The 14,032-nt window shown below is 33.3% G+C and carries 16 protein-coding genes and 1 pseudogene; 12 read left to right on the top strand and 5 right to left on the bottom strand.

Translation table 11 applies throughout. The annotated features are described in order from the left end of the window. Nucleotides 1-12: 12 nt before the first annotated feature. The 7 genes and pseudogenes from ACWGOQ_RS08885 to ACWGOQ_RS08855 all read left to right on the top strand — a co-directional run bounded on the left by ACWGOQ_RS08885 (nucleotide 13) and on the right by ACWGOQ_RS08855 (nucleotide 4,619). Entirely contained in the window at nucleotides 13-537 is a 525-nt protein-coding gene (locus ACWGOQ_RS08885; protein WP_452057592.1) for a DoxX family protein, read from the top strand. A gap of 7 nt (nucleotides 538-544) precedes the next feature. Next, nucleotides 545-1,153: pseudogene (locus ACWGOQ_RS08880) on the top strand (GIN domain-containing protein). Next, on the top strand, nucleotides 1,153-1,344 hold the full coding sequence (locus tag ACWGOQ_RS08875; protein ID WP_452057591.1) for a hypothetical protein: 192 nt from the start codon (nucleotides 1,153-1,155) through the stop codon (nucleotides 1,342-1,344). Before ACWGOQ_RS08880 ends, ACWGOQ_RS08875 begins: the two are co-directional and overlap by 1 nt. Nucleotides 1,345-1,780: 436 nt before the next feature. Then, nucleotides 1,781-2,143: a hypothetical protein gene (locus ACWGOQ_RS08870; protein WP_452057590.1), complete on the top strand. Its 363-nt coding sequence runs from the start codon at nucleotides 1,781-1,783 to the stop codon at nucleotides 2,141-2,143. 200 nt (nucleotides 2,144-2,343) lie between these two features. Continuing rightward, the gene (locus ACWGOQ_RS08865; RefSeq protein WP_452057589.1) at nucleotides 2,344-2,961 is read left to right on the top strand and encodes a YqaA family protein; all 618 of its coding nucleotides are present in this window, start codon (nucleotides 2,344-2,346) and stop codon (nucleotides 2,959-2,961) included. A 65-nt stretch (nucleotides 2,962-3,026) separates the two neighbouring features. Continuing rightward, nucleotides 3,027-4,265: a mechanosensitive ion channel family protein gene (locus ACWGOQ_RS08860; RefSeq protein ID WP_452057588.1), complete on the top strand. Its 1,239-nt coding sequence runs from the start codon at nucleotides 3,027-3,029 to the stop codon at nucleotides 4,263-4,265. Between the two features lie 75 nt (nucleotides 4,266-4,340). Beyond that, nucleotides 4,341-4,619: a DUF3817 domain-containing protein gene (locus tag ACWGOQ_RS08855; protein ID WP_452057587.1), complete on the top strand. Its 279-nt coding sequence runs from the start codon at nucleotides 4,341-4,343 to the stop codon at nucleotides 4,617-4,619. Here the strand turns inward: ACWGOQ_RS08855 and ACWGOQ_RS08850 are convergent. Continuing rightward, nucleotides 4,609-5,208 (bottom strand): hypothetical protein, encoded by a 600-nt coding sequence (locus tag ACWGOQ_RS08850; RefSeq protein WP_452057586.1) that lies wholly within the window; start codon nucleotides 5,206-5,208, stop codon nucleotides 4,609-4,611. The genes ACWGOQ_RS08855 and ACWGOQ_RS08850 overlap by 11 nt on opposite strands. A gap of 75 nt (nucleotides 5,209-5,283) precedes the next feature. Continuing rightward, on the bottom strand, nucleotides 5,284-7,329 hold the full coding sequence (locus tag ACWGOQ_RS08845) for an HD family phosphohydrolase (protein WP_452057585.1): 2,046 nt from the start codon (nucleotides 7,327-7,329) through the stop codon (nucleotides 5,284-5,286). Between the two features lie 181 nt (nucleotides 7,330-7,510). Between ACWGOQ_RS08845 and ACWGOQ_RS08840 the strand changes: the two genes are divergently transcribed. From ACWGOQ_RS08840 to ACWGOQ_RS08820, 5 genes are all read left to right on the top strand, one after another. Next, nucleotides 7,511-8,689, top strand: coding sequence for an acetyl-CoA C-acyltransferase (locus tag ACWGOQ_RS08840; RefSeq protein WP_452057584.1), 1,179 nt, complete (start codon nucleotides 7,511-7,513; stop codon nucleotides 8,687-8,689). Nucleotides 8,690-8,753: 64 nt separating this feature from the next. Next, nucleotides 8,754-9,503 carry a C40 family peptidase gene (locus tag ACWGOQ_RS08835; RefSeq protein WP_452057583.1) on the top strand — a complete coding sequence of 250 codons (750 nt, stop codon included), beginning with the start codon at nucleotides 8,754-8,756 and terminating at the stop codon, nucleotides 9,501-9,503. 3 nt (nucleotides 9,504-9,506) lie between these two features. Further along, complete coding sequence (locus ACWGOQ_RS08830; protein ID WP_452057582.1) at nucleotides 9,507-10,046, top strand: GNAT family N-acetyltransferase; 540 nt, start codon at nucleotides 9,507-9,509, stop codon at nucleotides 10,044-10,046. 77 nt (nucleotides 10,047-10,123) lie between these two features. Next, nucleotides 10,124-10,705, top strand: a complete 582-nt coding sequence (locus tag ACWGOQ_RS08825; protein WP_452057581.1) for a TetR/AcrR family transcriptional regulator — start codon at nucleotides 10,124-10,126, stop codon at nucleotides 10,703-10,705. Nucleotides 10,706-10,754: 49 nt separating this feature from the next. After that, the gene (locus tag ACWGOQ_RS08820; protein WP_452057580.1) at nucleotides 10,755-11,504 is read left to right on the top strand and encodes an SDR family NAD(P)-dependent oxidoreductase; all 750 of its coding nucleotides are present in this window, start codon (nucleotides 10,755-10,757) and stop codon (nucleotides 11,502-11,504) included. Nucleotides 11,505-11,706: 202 nt separating this feature from the next. On the opposite strand, the gene gap is transcribed toward ACWGOQ_RS08820, so the two are convergent. The 3 genes from gap to ACWGOQ_RS08805 form a co-directional block, all read right to left on the bottom strand. Further along, nucleotides 11,707-12,696 carry a type I glyceraldehyde-3-phosphate dehydrogenase gene (gap, locus tag ACWGOQ_RS08815; protein ID WP_452057579.1) on the bottom strand — a complete coding sequence of 330 codons (990 nt, stop codon included), beginning with the start codon at nucleotides 12,694-12,696 and terminating at the stop codon, nucleotides 11,707-11,709. A 74-nt stretch (nucleotides 12,697-12,770) separates the two neighbouring features. Further along, nucleotides 12,771-13,451, bottom strand: coding sequence for a DUF2461 domain-containing protein (locus tag ACWGOQ_RS08810; protein ID WP_452057578.1), 681 nt, complete (start codon nucleotides 13,449-13,451; stop codon nucleotides 12,771-12,773). A 153-nt stretch (nucleotides 13,452-13,604) separates the two neighbouring features. After that, nucleotides 13,605-14,024 (bottom strand): CBS domain-containing protein, encoded by a 420-nt coding sequence (locus ACWGOQ_RS08805; protein WP_452057577.1) that lies wholly within the window; start codon nucleotides 14,022-14,024, stop codon nucleotides 13,605-13,607. Nucleotides 14,025-14,032: the final 8 nt, after the last annotated feature.

The following is a 14,032-nucleotide window of genomic DNA, read 5'->3' as shown; positions in this document are numbered from 1 at the left end:
ATTATTTCAATTATGAAAAATAGTATCAAAAAAATTATTATACCGATTACAACGGCGCATTGGCCTACAGATCTAGTTTTTGCATTTCCCCGAATTATCTGTGGTTATTTTTTAGCATTCAATTTCGGAGGAAGCAAATTTGGAGCGCCGTGGAGTCCCAAAGGATCTCCAGATTTAGCCTTTCTGGAAGTTGTAGACTGGTTTCCAAATGATATTGCCGAATACGGTGGACTTTTTGCTATGTTCCCGGTGTTTTTTGCTTGGATGGGTGCTGCTAGTGAAGCTATTGGCGGTGTATTTCTGCTGTTAGGTGCCAAAACCAGAATCGCTTCTTTCCTGATTATGTGCACAATGATTGTAGCAATATTTCTTCAGAAATGGAATAACGGAATATGGCGGATGCTTCCGGCAATGGGGTTCTTATGGATTTCTATTTATAATCTTATTCTTGGATCTGGAAGATTCGGTATCGATTATATAATAAGCAAAAAATGGTTTAAAGCACCTAAAAATCAACTTAATTCTAGTTTAATTTAAAAAAATCATGAAAAAACTTATAAATCTATTGATGTTGTTGGTTAGCTTGACAATTACAGCTCAAATAAAAGGAAATAAAGAAATAACAACCAGAACTTTTGATGTTAGTAATATCAATAACATAAAGATAAACTTCTATGCACAAGTAATTATTGACCAATCTAAAAAAGAAAGTCTTACCATTACAACCGAAAGTAATCTATTTAATTACATTGATAAAGAAGTAGTAGGTGGTACTTTATACTTAGATCAAAGAGAATGGATACAACCCTCAGAAAATGCTAAAATTATTATTGGAGCTCCCAGCCTTAGAAAAGTATAAAGCGGTACGCACGACATAACTAGAATAATAAATTTTAATAATGAGTATATCCAGGTGGTAGCTCCGATAGGAAAAATCTTTATGGACGGAAAAACAAAAGAATTACGTATCGCTGCAGAACTTGCTTCTGTCGATGCATCGGATTTAATTGCAGAAAATACCAGAATAGATATCTGGAGCCAAGGATCTGCTAGAGTATTTGTCACGAATGAATTGGACGCAAAATTAAGTGATGATTCCATATTAAAGATAATGAACACACCTAATAGAATTAGAGGGGATGCAAAAAAATAGTGAGCAAAAATAGGAAAGAAAAAAACACATCTATAAAATATATAAAGTTTGTTATCAGGAATAACTCGATGACCAGAAACCATTTCTTTGTAGAAGGACCCAACCCTGATGGATCAAAATTTAGCTACGGCTTTCCGATGATGCCGCAGGCTACCAGAAAAGAGAATTGGACCACAGGTACTAAAGTTTAAAAGGTAAATTCATTGGGAAAAAGAAAATTATTAGTAACCGTTAAAGAAGACTATAGAGATACCACGATTTCACTATTTTAATTACGAAATACCCCAAGAAGAACTTACCTCCTGTATTCAAGGAGGTAAGTGTTGGGGAAAACAAAAAAAGTAAGGGAAAAATTGTAATTGGAATACTTTTCAAAGATAAAGAGGATTATGGAATTTTGGTTACGGTTAAACCTCAAACTTTAGCTGGAATATTAGTACGCAACAAATAAGGCACTATGAATCAATTATTTAGGGGGAAATTCCTCTAAATAATCAAATTGTTAAATTTGAAATTTATTTATTTAACAACAAAAATTAAATTTATTGTTTTAAAAGATTTTAAAGATTTATATAAAGGGTTAAATTTGCCATAATCATTTTTTAAACCATACTAATTTTATAATCCTTGGAAAATAAAAAGGCGCTCAAGTTAATTGACAAAATTCTGAATGATCTGGAAAAATCCGGTATCAACACAGACACACTAATTGAAGATCTAAAAACATTAAGATCATATGCTTTAGAACAACAAGTACCATTAGTGGTGAAGGTATTACGACTTACTTATGAACATCTTCTGGAAAATAATAGTTTTCTTATTCCAATTCCAGATGATGAGCCTATCGAAGAAAATGAAACACCAGCAGAAAAAAGCGAAGATGTAAATCCGGTAGAAAGTCTTATGTACCTTATTTCGCTATTAAAGGATTTGAAAAACAAAATGAATGTGATGGATTTGGCGGATTACAGAGATGCATTGAATGCTTAGTTCATAAATTTATTAAAATACTGACCTTCAAAAGCCTTGATATTTCAAGGCTTTTTTTAATAATCTAAGGCCATATCGTAGTTTATTGCTGTTTTTTTTGTCAATTGTAATGATAATAACATTTTTTCGACAAATTTTATGATTTTATAAAGGTGAAAAAATCAATTATATATTATTTTTGTTGCTTGCGGAAAATTATTATGAAGACAAATTCTAGATCTATTAAAAAAACGAGATTACAATTATTACATCAGTATTATAGTTATACAGGTTTCTATAAATTTTTAGGAACCAGTTTAAAAAAAGCGTTACCCCCTATTTTATTATTTATAGCGGGATTATTAATCGTTAATTATTTTGTTATAAATATTAATGATTTATTGCTTTATGTAACCCAAAATTATTCTGATTATGTAGTATTTGGTGTTTTTTTCGCTTCAGAATCTTTATTGGGTCTTATCCCACCAGAAATTTTTATTGCTTGGAGTGATAAAACCTCGACTCCTATTTTATACCTTTCTGTATTAGCTTTATTATCATATCTGGGCGGAGTTATTTCTTATTTTATCGGAAAATCCATTACCAAAATACCTTCTGTTCACGAATATCTAGAAGTTAAAATGGCCAAACATTTAAGAAACACTCGTAAATGGGGAGGTTTTTTAATTGTTGTTGGTGCATTATTACCGATACCTTTTTCGATTACCAGTATAGCTGCCGGAATGATAAAGTATCCTTTTATTAATTATTTACTCTTTGGATTATTGCGATTTGTACGATTCTATCTCTATGCTGTTGCCATTTTTAACTTGGTATAAATAAGATGCTTTCAAGTAATACGTATCCTTTTCTACGAAAATTCTAAATAAATTGATTTCTTTTTATGGAACGATTAGATCGTTTTTTTTATGAACTCTTGCTAAGCAAAGGCGTTTCTGAAAACATTGCAGAATACTTGAATGTTGTTATAGGTGTTTTTCTTTTATTGCTAGTTTTATATCTTTTGGATAAAATTATTAGAAAAGTAGTTCTAAATCTTTTTAAAAAATATGCCTCACGGTCAAAAAATACCTTTGATGATTTTCTGGTAAGAAATAAAACATTTGATTATGTATCCCACATCATACCTTTATCCATTAGTATTTGGATAGTACCAAAATTATTTATCGCTTTTCCGATCGCAGAAAGTTACCTGGAAAGACTATTTGATATTTTAATAATCGCCTTGACTATTTGGATCCTAAGAAGTATCCTGAGAACTTTTAGGGATGTTTTAAAATCTTTGGAGTCTTTAAAAGACAAACCTATAGATAGTTATGTTCAGGTATTTATGATTATTATCTGGGCTATTGGAGCTATTTTTATTTTTTCATCAATTACCGGAAAATCTATTTGGTCCTTCTTAACGGCTCTTGGAGCCATGTCTGCAGTCATACTACTAATATTTAAAGACACTATTCTAGGGTTTGTTGCAAGTATACAAGTAGCGGTAAATGATACCGTAAGAATTGGTGATTGGATTACTATGGATAAATACGGAGCGGACGGAGATGTGATAGAAATTAACTTGTCCTCGGTAAAAGTTCAGAATTTCGATAAAACCATTACTACGATTCCAACATATCACCTTACTTCTGAATCGTTTAGAAATTGGAGAGGGATGATGGATTCTGGAGGAAGAAGAATCAAAAGAGCGTTACTGCTAAAAACTTCGAGTATTAGCTTTCTTTCAGAAGAAGATATAGCCCGTCTGAAAAACATAACGTTGATTAATGAATATATCGAAGAAGCACAAAAGAAAATAAATTTTTATAATCAGGAAAATAAGATAAATAAAGAAATTTTAGTAAACGGTAGAAACCTTTCCAACCTTGGTGTTTTTAGAACGTATGTTGAACTGTATTTAGAAAACCATCCGTATATTAACGAAGATATGACGATTATGAGTCGTCAGTTAGCGCCTACAGCACAAGGAACCCCATTAGAAATATATGCTTTTTGTAATGATAAAATCTGGAAAAACTATGAGAAAATAGTGGCAGACATTTTTGATCATTTATTATCAGCGATCCCCTATTTTAATCTCGAAGTATTCGAATTGAATTATGCTATTGAAAAATAGCTATTTATTTACGTTTATAAATATATTGAGCCTTACATTTGCACCTAGTTATTCAGTACCTTTTATCTATAAAATATGATTACCGTTTTCAGATTAATTAGCTATCTCGAAGGAATTTCATACCTAGCCATACTATTTGTTACGATGCCATTAAAATATTTATTTGCATCGCCAGAACCTAATAAGGTAATAGGGATGGCACACGGTTTTTTGTTTCTTGCGTATATCGTATTTGCTTTTTTGATAAAATCAGAGAAGCAATGGAACAGTAAAACATTAGTCATCGTGTTACTATGCTCTATTATTCCTTTCGGAACTTTCTGGATGGATAAAAAATATCTTTCTAAAAATTAACTGTACCATTAAAGTCTCCTTCATTTTGACTATGCAAGTTTATTACAGAGTGAAAACCTCCATTTCTTGGTTGCAAAGATAAACTACCATCTCTAAGTGGGATGTATTGACCATTTAACAACACTTCAATGATTCTATTATTCTGACTACACTCGCAATTTGAGTAGTTATGATAGTTATAATCATTTTCATTAGCAGTAGCTATTATCAATTCCAAAATATCTCCCGAATTAAGACGATATATAACTTTCTCTAAACCATTTTGGTACCCTGATAATCTTGCTTGTACCACATTATATATTTGCCTACCATATGGTCCATTCTGATTTTGAATTTCACCAAAAACCGAACCATTATGATGATTACAACCTTGATTACAAGAATGAATAACAGGTTTTCTAGGCTTAGTAACTACTCTAGGTTTCGTTCTTCGTCTTGGTCCTTCTTTGCGCCCTATTACCACAACATCTGGAATTGGCAAATCGATATTTACATCTACAGACACTCCTCCACCTATTACTACTTGGCTATGCGCTACAGGAACTAAAAAAAAACAAAAAAGAATAGTTAAAAAATTGATAGTTTTCATAATTGTTGATTAAATCACTTGTGTTAAATATGTTCTAACCAAACATGGTACCAATCTTTACAAAAAACTATTATATTACTCTGGATACTCAATCCTAAGATGATAAATATTCGTTAGCTTACGCTTAAACACTTTTTTAACTTGTTGAATTTCTTTAAACGTAATATTCGCATTCAGAAACTGCCCATCGTCCATTTGCTTATTTACAATTTTTTCTACAAAAGAGTCAATTAAACTACTAGTAGGGTTTTTCAAACTCTTGGAAGCTGCTTCTACACTATCGCTCATCATTAAAATAGCAGTTTCTTTGGAAAAAGGTTTTGGTCCCGGGTACTGAAAATCTTCGGTATTCACATTTTCGTTGATTTCTTTAGCTTTCATGTAAAAATAATATACTGTACTGGTTCCGTGATGTGTTCTTATAAAATCAATAACTCTATCAGGAAGTTTATTTTTTTTTGCTATTTCAATTCCCCTTATTACGTGGTCAATAATAATTTTAGCACTTTCCTTCGGAGATAAAACATCATGCGCATTACCTGAAGCCGTTTGGTTTTCAGTAAAATAAGTAGGATTCGCCATTTTACCGATATCATGATATAATGCTCCCACTCTTACTAACATTACATTTGCACCTATTTCACTAGCAGCAGCTTCAGCAATATTAGCCACATTCAAAGAATGATGAAAAGTACCTGGTGCTTTATCTGATAGCTCTCTTAATAACGAAGAATTCGTATCACTAAGCTCTAACAGAGAAACATCAGAAATTAATCCAAACATTTTTTCATATGCATAAATCAATGGATGCACAATCAAAGTCGCAAAACCACTTATTACAAATAATCCTATGGCCGTCCAGTCAATTTCACTTATGCTTCCTTCATGGATGATATGAAAAGCAATATAGGCTAATATATAAATGACAGTAATCTGTCCTACAGTAATGAATAAGTTTGCTCGTTTGTAGGATTCAGAAATAGTTAAAATGGTTACAATACCTGCAATAATTTGTAAAAATGTATATTCATAACTATTAGGAACTACAAAGCCAAGAATTAACACCGTTACTACATGTGTGAACAAACCAAGTCGAGAATCAAAAAAGGCTTTTAGAATTAAAGGTAAAATACATAGTGGAACGATATAAATATAATCTGATTTATATTTCACTACCAGTGTAGTGATCAGAACCATAAGTAATATATTAAAAGCGATGAAGGTAACCTGTGTATTATTATCATAAATATCTCTACGATATTTTCTGACAAAAAGCAATAACATCAAAAGCGCCAGAGAAACCAAGATTCCATATCCAAAAACAATCCAATAGAAATTTTTATCACTCCATACCTGAGACTCATACTCTGCTTTTAATGAAGTTAATATTTGTAGCTTGTTCCCTTCTACCACTTCTCCCTTGGCTATAATCCTACTACCCTTAGAAACACTCCCTCTAGTTGTAAGCACCTGTGCTAGTTCGTTTTCTAGGGTGCTTTCGGTTAAATTTTGATTTAAGGATACGTTAGGTTTTATCAAGTCATAGAACATGGCGACAAAACCACTCTTAAATTTTGCATACTCGCTTTTGTCAATTCTGGAACTTATAAGATCGGTAACCCCATTGGGCGTTAAAATTTGACCAAAGGTGATAGCTTCTGCCTTATTTCCTTTATTAAGAAAAATTTGTCGGTTATTTTCATAAGTGTATATCTCCTGCAAAACACCATATCGATAAATATCATTAAGTAAAATTCTTCCAAAAAGTTTTGCCTGTATTCCAGAACTACTCTCATCTAAAGTTTCCAGATTACTCTTGAAAGCAGCATCATAGTTTTCTTTTGCCGTTTTAGCAATTATCGTATCATACTGGAAATATGGTATATTGTTATCTTCTATACGCTTCTTCTCTGCATAAATATCTGCCTGAGTTTTTGCTATGGCAAAATCAAACGGAGCATAAAGGTTCTCATACTGCCAAGGCTTTCCTTTGGTAAACTCATACTTAAAAATGCCTCCTTTAGGAAATAGATAAACAATCAGTATCAATGTACTGATAAGGAGAAAACCTTTATATAAAAGGGACTGGTTTTTATAAAAACTATTTAAAAATTTCTTCACAAGAATAATACTATATAATATCCAAAAGTACTAAAAAATAAGTCAGTAAAAAGAAGCCAAAGAATTGGTATGTACTTATTATATGGAAATCATAAATCCTATAAATAACTTAGCTATGTATATCCTCTAAAAATCCTTAAATTCGCAAAAAACAAACACATATATCAAAACGAATAATATAATGAGCAAAGATGTCGTAATCGTATCAGCTGCACGTACACCAATAGGAAGTTTTCTGGGTAGTTTATCTACTGTCCCAGCCACTCAATTAGGATCAGTAGCAATTAAAGGAGCTTTGGAAAAAATAAATTTAGACCCTTCTCTAGTTCAGGAAGTATTTATGGGAAATGTTGTACAGGCCGGTAATGGACAAGCACCTGCCAGACAAGCCGCTTTAGGCGCTGGAATTAGTGATACTGTTCCTTGTACAACTGTTAATAAAGTATGTGCTAGTGGTATGAAGGCTGTCATGCATGCTGCTCAGGCAATAGCCTTAGGCGATGCAGATATTATTGTAGCTGGCGGAATGGAAAACATGAGTCTGATTCCACATTACGTAAGATTGAGAGCGGGTCATAAATTTGGCTCACAAACATTAGAAGATGGTATGCAACGGGATGGTTTAGTTGATGTATACGACCAAAATGCCATGGGAGTTTGTGCAGATCTTTGTGCTACAGAGCATAATTTTAGTAGAGAAGATCAGGATGCTTTTGCTATTCAATCTTATGAGCGTTCTGCAAAAGCTTGGTCTGATGGTAAGTTTGCTGATGAAGTAGTTCCTGTTCCCGTACCACAACGTCGCGGCGAACCTGTAATGATTACTGAAGACGAAGAATATAGAAACGTAAAAATGGAAAAAATCCCTGCTTTGCGTCCTGCTTTTACAAAAGATGGAACGGTTACTGCCGCCAATGCCTCTACGATTAATGACGGTGCTGGAGCGGTAGTAGTTATGAGCGCAGAGAAAGCAGCTGAACTTGGATTGAAACCTATTGTCAAAATCAAAAGTTATGCAGATGCAGCTCAGGAACCCAAATGGTTCACTACAGCACCAGCAAAAGCATTACCCAAAGCAATAGCAAAAGCAGGAATCACATTAGATGATGTGGACTTCTTTGAATTTAATGAAGCTTTTTCTGTGGTAGGACTAGCCAACATGAAATTACTTGGGTTAAAGGATACTAATACCAATATTAATGGAGGAGCTGTATCTTTAGGACACCCTTTAGGATGTTCCGGTGTGCGAATCCTAATTACCTTGATGAGTGTTCTCGAGCAAAACAACGCGAAGACCGGTGCAGCAGCTATTTGTAATGGTGGTGGCGGTGCTTCTGCAATGGTAATTGAACGATTGTAATTAGGTTGAATAGTATTATTTGAAATTCTATTAAGTTTTTAATATCTAGTACCTCAAAACATACATGCTATACGGTATTTGCAATCTTAGTATTGTTCCTTTACGTTTGGAACCAAGTGATCCTAGTGAAATGGTATCACAAGTGTTATATGGTGAATATTTTAAAGTAATAGAAAAACGAAAAAAATGGAGCCGAATTCGCTTGGCTTTTGATACATATGAAGGTTGGATAGATAATAAACAATATCTTGAAATTACTGAAGAATCATATCAGTACTTTGATTTGAAGCCGTTGGATGTTTCATCAGATTTAATTGATTTTGTAAGTTGCGAAGAACATCAACTAATGCCAATTATTTTAGGGTCTTCTTTAGGGGCATTAGATTTTTTTAAACACCAGTATGATGGTAATAGAATTACTAAAACGCAACCCAAAGAAAAGTTGGTTGAAACAGCATTTCTTTTTTTAAATGCACCGTATTTATGGGGTGGAAAAACAAACTTTGGAATTGATTGTAGCGGGTTTACCCAAATGGTCTACAGATTAAACGGATACAAGCTGTTAAGAGATGCTTCGTTACAAGCAACGCAAGGGGATCCACTAAGTTTTATTGAGGAAAGTGAACCAGGTGATCTTGCCTTTTTTGATAATGATGAGGGAGCTATTACCCATGTTGGGATTATTATGAAAGATAACTATATCATCCATGCGCACGGCAAAGTGCGCGTGGATCGTATAGACCACACAGGCATTTTTAATGTAGAAAGACGTCTATATACACATAAATTAAGGGTGATCAAGAAAATTGTGTAAAAAATGAAAACTATTGATACTTCAGTGTTACAAATAGGCAGAGTTTTTACTAAGAACACCCATAAACTTCTAGAGATCAGTCGTCAAACATTTTACGACTCCTTTGGACCTCCGCTTAATACCGAAAAAAATATCCAGCAGTATCTAAATGAAAAATTCACTCTGGATAACATAACAAAAGAACTAAAGGATTCTAACTCTTATTTTTATTTTGCCAAATTGCGCGATGAAATCATTGGTTATTTAAAATTGAATACGAAGGAAGCGCAAACAGAACCTTTAGCAGGAAATGGACTGGAAATTGAACGGATTTATTTGGTAAGCACTTATCAAGGTAGAGGCATTGGACAATTTTTAATTAATGAGATATTAAATATATCAAAAGAAAAGAAAGTAGCATTCATCTGGTTAGGTGTATGGAATTATAATAAAAGAGCCGTCCGATTTTATGAACGAAATGGGTTCAAAACCTTTGACGAACACAAATTTATGCTGGGATCAGATGAGCAAACTGATCTTATGATGAAACGTGTACTATTATAGCAAGTTAAAATTTTAGTATTTTCATAACACTCAGATAGTTTTATTCTTCATAAATTTGGAACGATCATTTCAGTAAAATGCCAAAAGTAGAAACATTTGATAGAAAGCAAGTGTTGCAGAGTGCAACAGAAGTATTCCACAAAAAGGGGTACAACGGAACGTCCATGCAGGATTTAGTAGATGCCACAACTCTAAACCGTTCTAGTATTTATAATTCTTTTGGAAGTAAACTTGGTCTGTTTCTGGAAGTACTTTCTTATTATCAATCTATTACAAAAAAGGATATCGCGAAAGAGATGATACAAGCGCAAAACTCTTCAGATATTGTTAATAGAATTTTTGAAATGTATTTGAATGATATTATATCAGATACAGATAGAAAAGGATGTTTGATTGTCAATTGTAAATCCGAAATGACGAATCAAGAACCTTTGATTAAATCTTTTATGGAACAAAATCAAGAACAAACCCTTGCCATTCTTGAAGATTTGGTTCATAATGGCCAAATGGAAAAGATTTTTAATGAGCATCAATCCGCTAGCCAATATGCTCTTTATCTATACTTGGCAATACAAGGATTTCGCATGACTGGAATACTTAATAATAATGAAGAAGAACTGAGAAACCTAATAAACACGGTACTTAAAGTACTATACTAATTTTTTTAACTTATTTTGAAACGATTGTTTCAAATAAAATTAACATAACATGAATAAATTAAAAAACAAAGTTGCTGTAATAACAGGAGCTAACAGTGGTATTGGATTAGCAACTGCCAAACTATATCTAAAAGAAGGTGCTAAAGTGGTAGTCTCCGGAAGGCGTCAGGAAGCACTCGATGAAGTAGCAAAAGATTTAGAAGGTGATTTCATAACGGTAAAAGCAGACGTTTCCATAGCAGAAGATAATAAGCGTTTGATACAGGAAGCTACTAGCAAATACGGAAAAATCGATATCTTATTTCTTAATGCCGGAATAGCGCCACCTATGCCTACTTCTGATATTACAGAAGACCACTACGATCATATATTTGACATTAATGTCAAAGGACCTATCATCGCCACTAAAGAAGCATTACCACATATTAAGGATGGAGGCACAATCCTTTTTACAAGTTCTATTGTTCATCAAAAAGGATTTGATGGATTGGCAGTCTACTCTGCTTCCAAAGGGGCATTGAGAGCTTATCAAAGAGTGTTAACATCTGAAGTGAAATCTAGAGGTATACGTGTAAACGCCATAGCACCCGGACCTATCGATACTCCGATTTATGATAAGATGGGATTACCAGAAGATGTAGTAGAAGAAATGGGTAAAGGATTTGCACAACAGGTGCCACTTGGACGTTTTGGAACGTCTGAGGAAATAGCGAAATCAGCTTTATTCCTCGCTTCAGATGATGCTTCTTATATTAATGGAGTGGAACTGGAAGTAGATGGTGGATTGAGTCAGATATAGTCTTTTTTTTAGAACTAAAAAGGGTTGATAATTTATTATCAACCCTTTTTCTATATTAGAAATTTCACTCCTATTTTAGTTTTAGCATAACAAAAATGACTGCAAGAGTCAAAACACGGGCTGTATCCTTATAAAAAAATAAAAATCTTCAGCAACATGTTTTATCTCAATTATAAAATTTGCGGACATAAACTATGTATAATCATAGCTCTAATATCTGTCTGATCATCTGATTAGTAAAGCCCCATTCGTTGTCATACCAAATCATAATTTTCACCAAATCTCCATCTACTACCCTAGTCATAGAGGCATCCACTGTGGCCGCAAAAGGATTCATCTGGATATCTGAAGATACTATAGGCTCATAGGTAACGTCAAGCACCTTCCTATATCGATCTGTTTTAGCCTCTTTTAGAAGTATCTCATTAATTTCCTCTGCAGTTGTATCTCTTTCTGCTATAAAGGTAACATCACTTACAGATCCCACAGGAACAGGTGTTCTAACAGCTACTCCATCAAACTTACCTTCAAACTGTGGTAATGCTTTTGTCGTTGCGATTGCTGCACCCGTAGAAGTAGGTGTAAGATTAATGGCTCCTGCTCTGCCCATTCTGGGATTCTTTTTAGACGGGGCATCTACCAAAGTTTGGGATGCTGTATATGCGTGAATTGTATTAAGAATTGCTTTTTTTATTCCTAAAGTTCTACCTAGAATTTCTACAACGGGACTGATGTTATTAGTTGTACAACTAGCACAAGAAAAGATCGCTGTTTTACCATCCGCTGTATTTACTCCGTGGACAACAGTTGGCGTGTCTTTACTCTTTGTAGGACCTGAGATAACTACATTAGTAGCACCAGCTTTAATATGCTTTTCTGCATCTTCACGATTGGTAAAAAAACCAGTACTTTCTATTACAATATCAATATTATTTTCTTTCCATGGTAGTTGCTCAGGATCTCTTTGATTATAATATAATATTTTTTTTTCATCAACGTGTAAATGATCCTCGTGAACGCGTACTTCTTTATCATAAATTCCGTAAACACTATCATATTTTAAAAGATACTGTGCGTTCTCTACTGACATTAAGTCATTGACTGCTACCACTTGTAATCCAGGTTCTTCCATAATCACTTTTAGGGCAGCACGACCTATTCTCCCAAATCCATTGATTGCTATTCTTTTCATATTTTAATGTTTTGTTGGTTTATAAATTTGTTGTAAACACATTTTATTGTCGTTTAAAATAAATAAAAATTACATTACTTATCGATCAAAGAAACTCCATTCAAATCCGTTGTTAACACATCACTCATGTAATCAAAATATGGGCGTAATAATTCATAATGATGCACTAGTTTGTCTAAAAAATCTTTAGCAAACACCTCTTTATCTGTAAATTGATGACGTACAAAAAATGATTTATTTTTAATCAAATCAATTGCAGGGTGATCTTTGCTAAAGCCTTTTGGTGAAGTCTTTACCTGGTATTCTGTGTTAAAACCACCAAACGCTTTACTAAATTCTGAATCAGAAAGAATATCTCGTATTTCCTGATCATCCATTTCAAATTCTTTTCGTATTCTTAACAAATCCTTGGGTTCTGGACTAAAAAAACCACCAGCCATTAAAGAATTACCAGGTTCTAATCGCAAATAATATCCTCCCCGCCTATGAGCTCCTGCCCTACTAAAACTAGCACTTCTATGTATATTGTAGGGAGTTTTGTCTTTACTAAAACGAACATCGCGGTTAATACGAAAAATCTTTGTTTTTTCTATCTCATCATGTTCATTAAGTCTTTCTGCAACTGCGGTATAAAATGCTTTCAATTCTTTTTCATTAGCTTGATAACGTTTTTTATGTTCTTGCATCCAATCCCTGTGATTGTTATTTTTTAGGTCTTTTAAGAACTCAAAGGATGATTTAGGTATCGTACTCATAAATTTACTTTAGTATTAAAATTACTAAAATCTAAACGTTGAGTAGAAGTTTAACTAAATTTTAAATAATAGCGTAAACCTTCTTTAAAAAAAATCAAAGAAGGTTTACCAAATATTCATATAAATGTTACCAAGAAAAACTGATATATACTATTAGAATTGTTCTAACAAATAGTTTATTAAATCGGTAGTTGTTACGATTCCTGCCAGTTTACCATTATCGATAACTGGTAATGCGTGAAATTCTCTCTTGGCTAATATTTCTGCTACCTCTTTTATCGTTGTATTGGAGCTAACGCTTACCAGGTTTTTCGCCATGACTTGTTCTATAGTAAACATCTCATACACCACTGTATCTACATCTCCATCACTATCATTAATCGCATCGGCAAAACTTATACGCAGTAAATCTGTATAACTTAACATTCCTATGATGGCATCACCTTTAACTACAGGTATATGTCTGATTTTATTTTCTTTGAATAGCATTTCTGCAGTTTCTAATCCGTTTGTGCTATTTAATGTGATCACATCAGAAGTCATTAGTTTGGAAACAGGAGTTCTTTTTTTCATGTTGAATT

Source organism: Aquimarina ulvae, assembly GCF_053613295.3.
The sequence above is the reverse complement of the archived record's forward strand: the minus strand, read 5'-3'. Positions and strand labels throughout refer to the sequence as shown.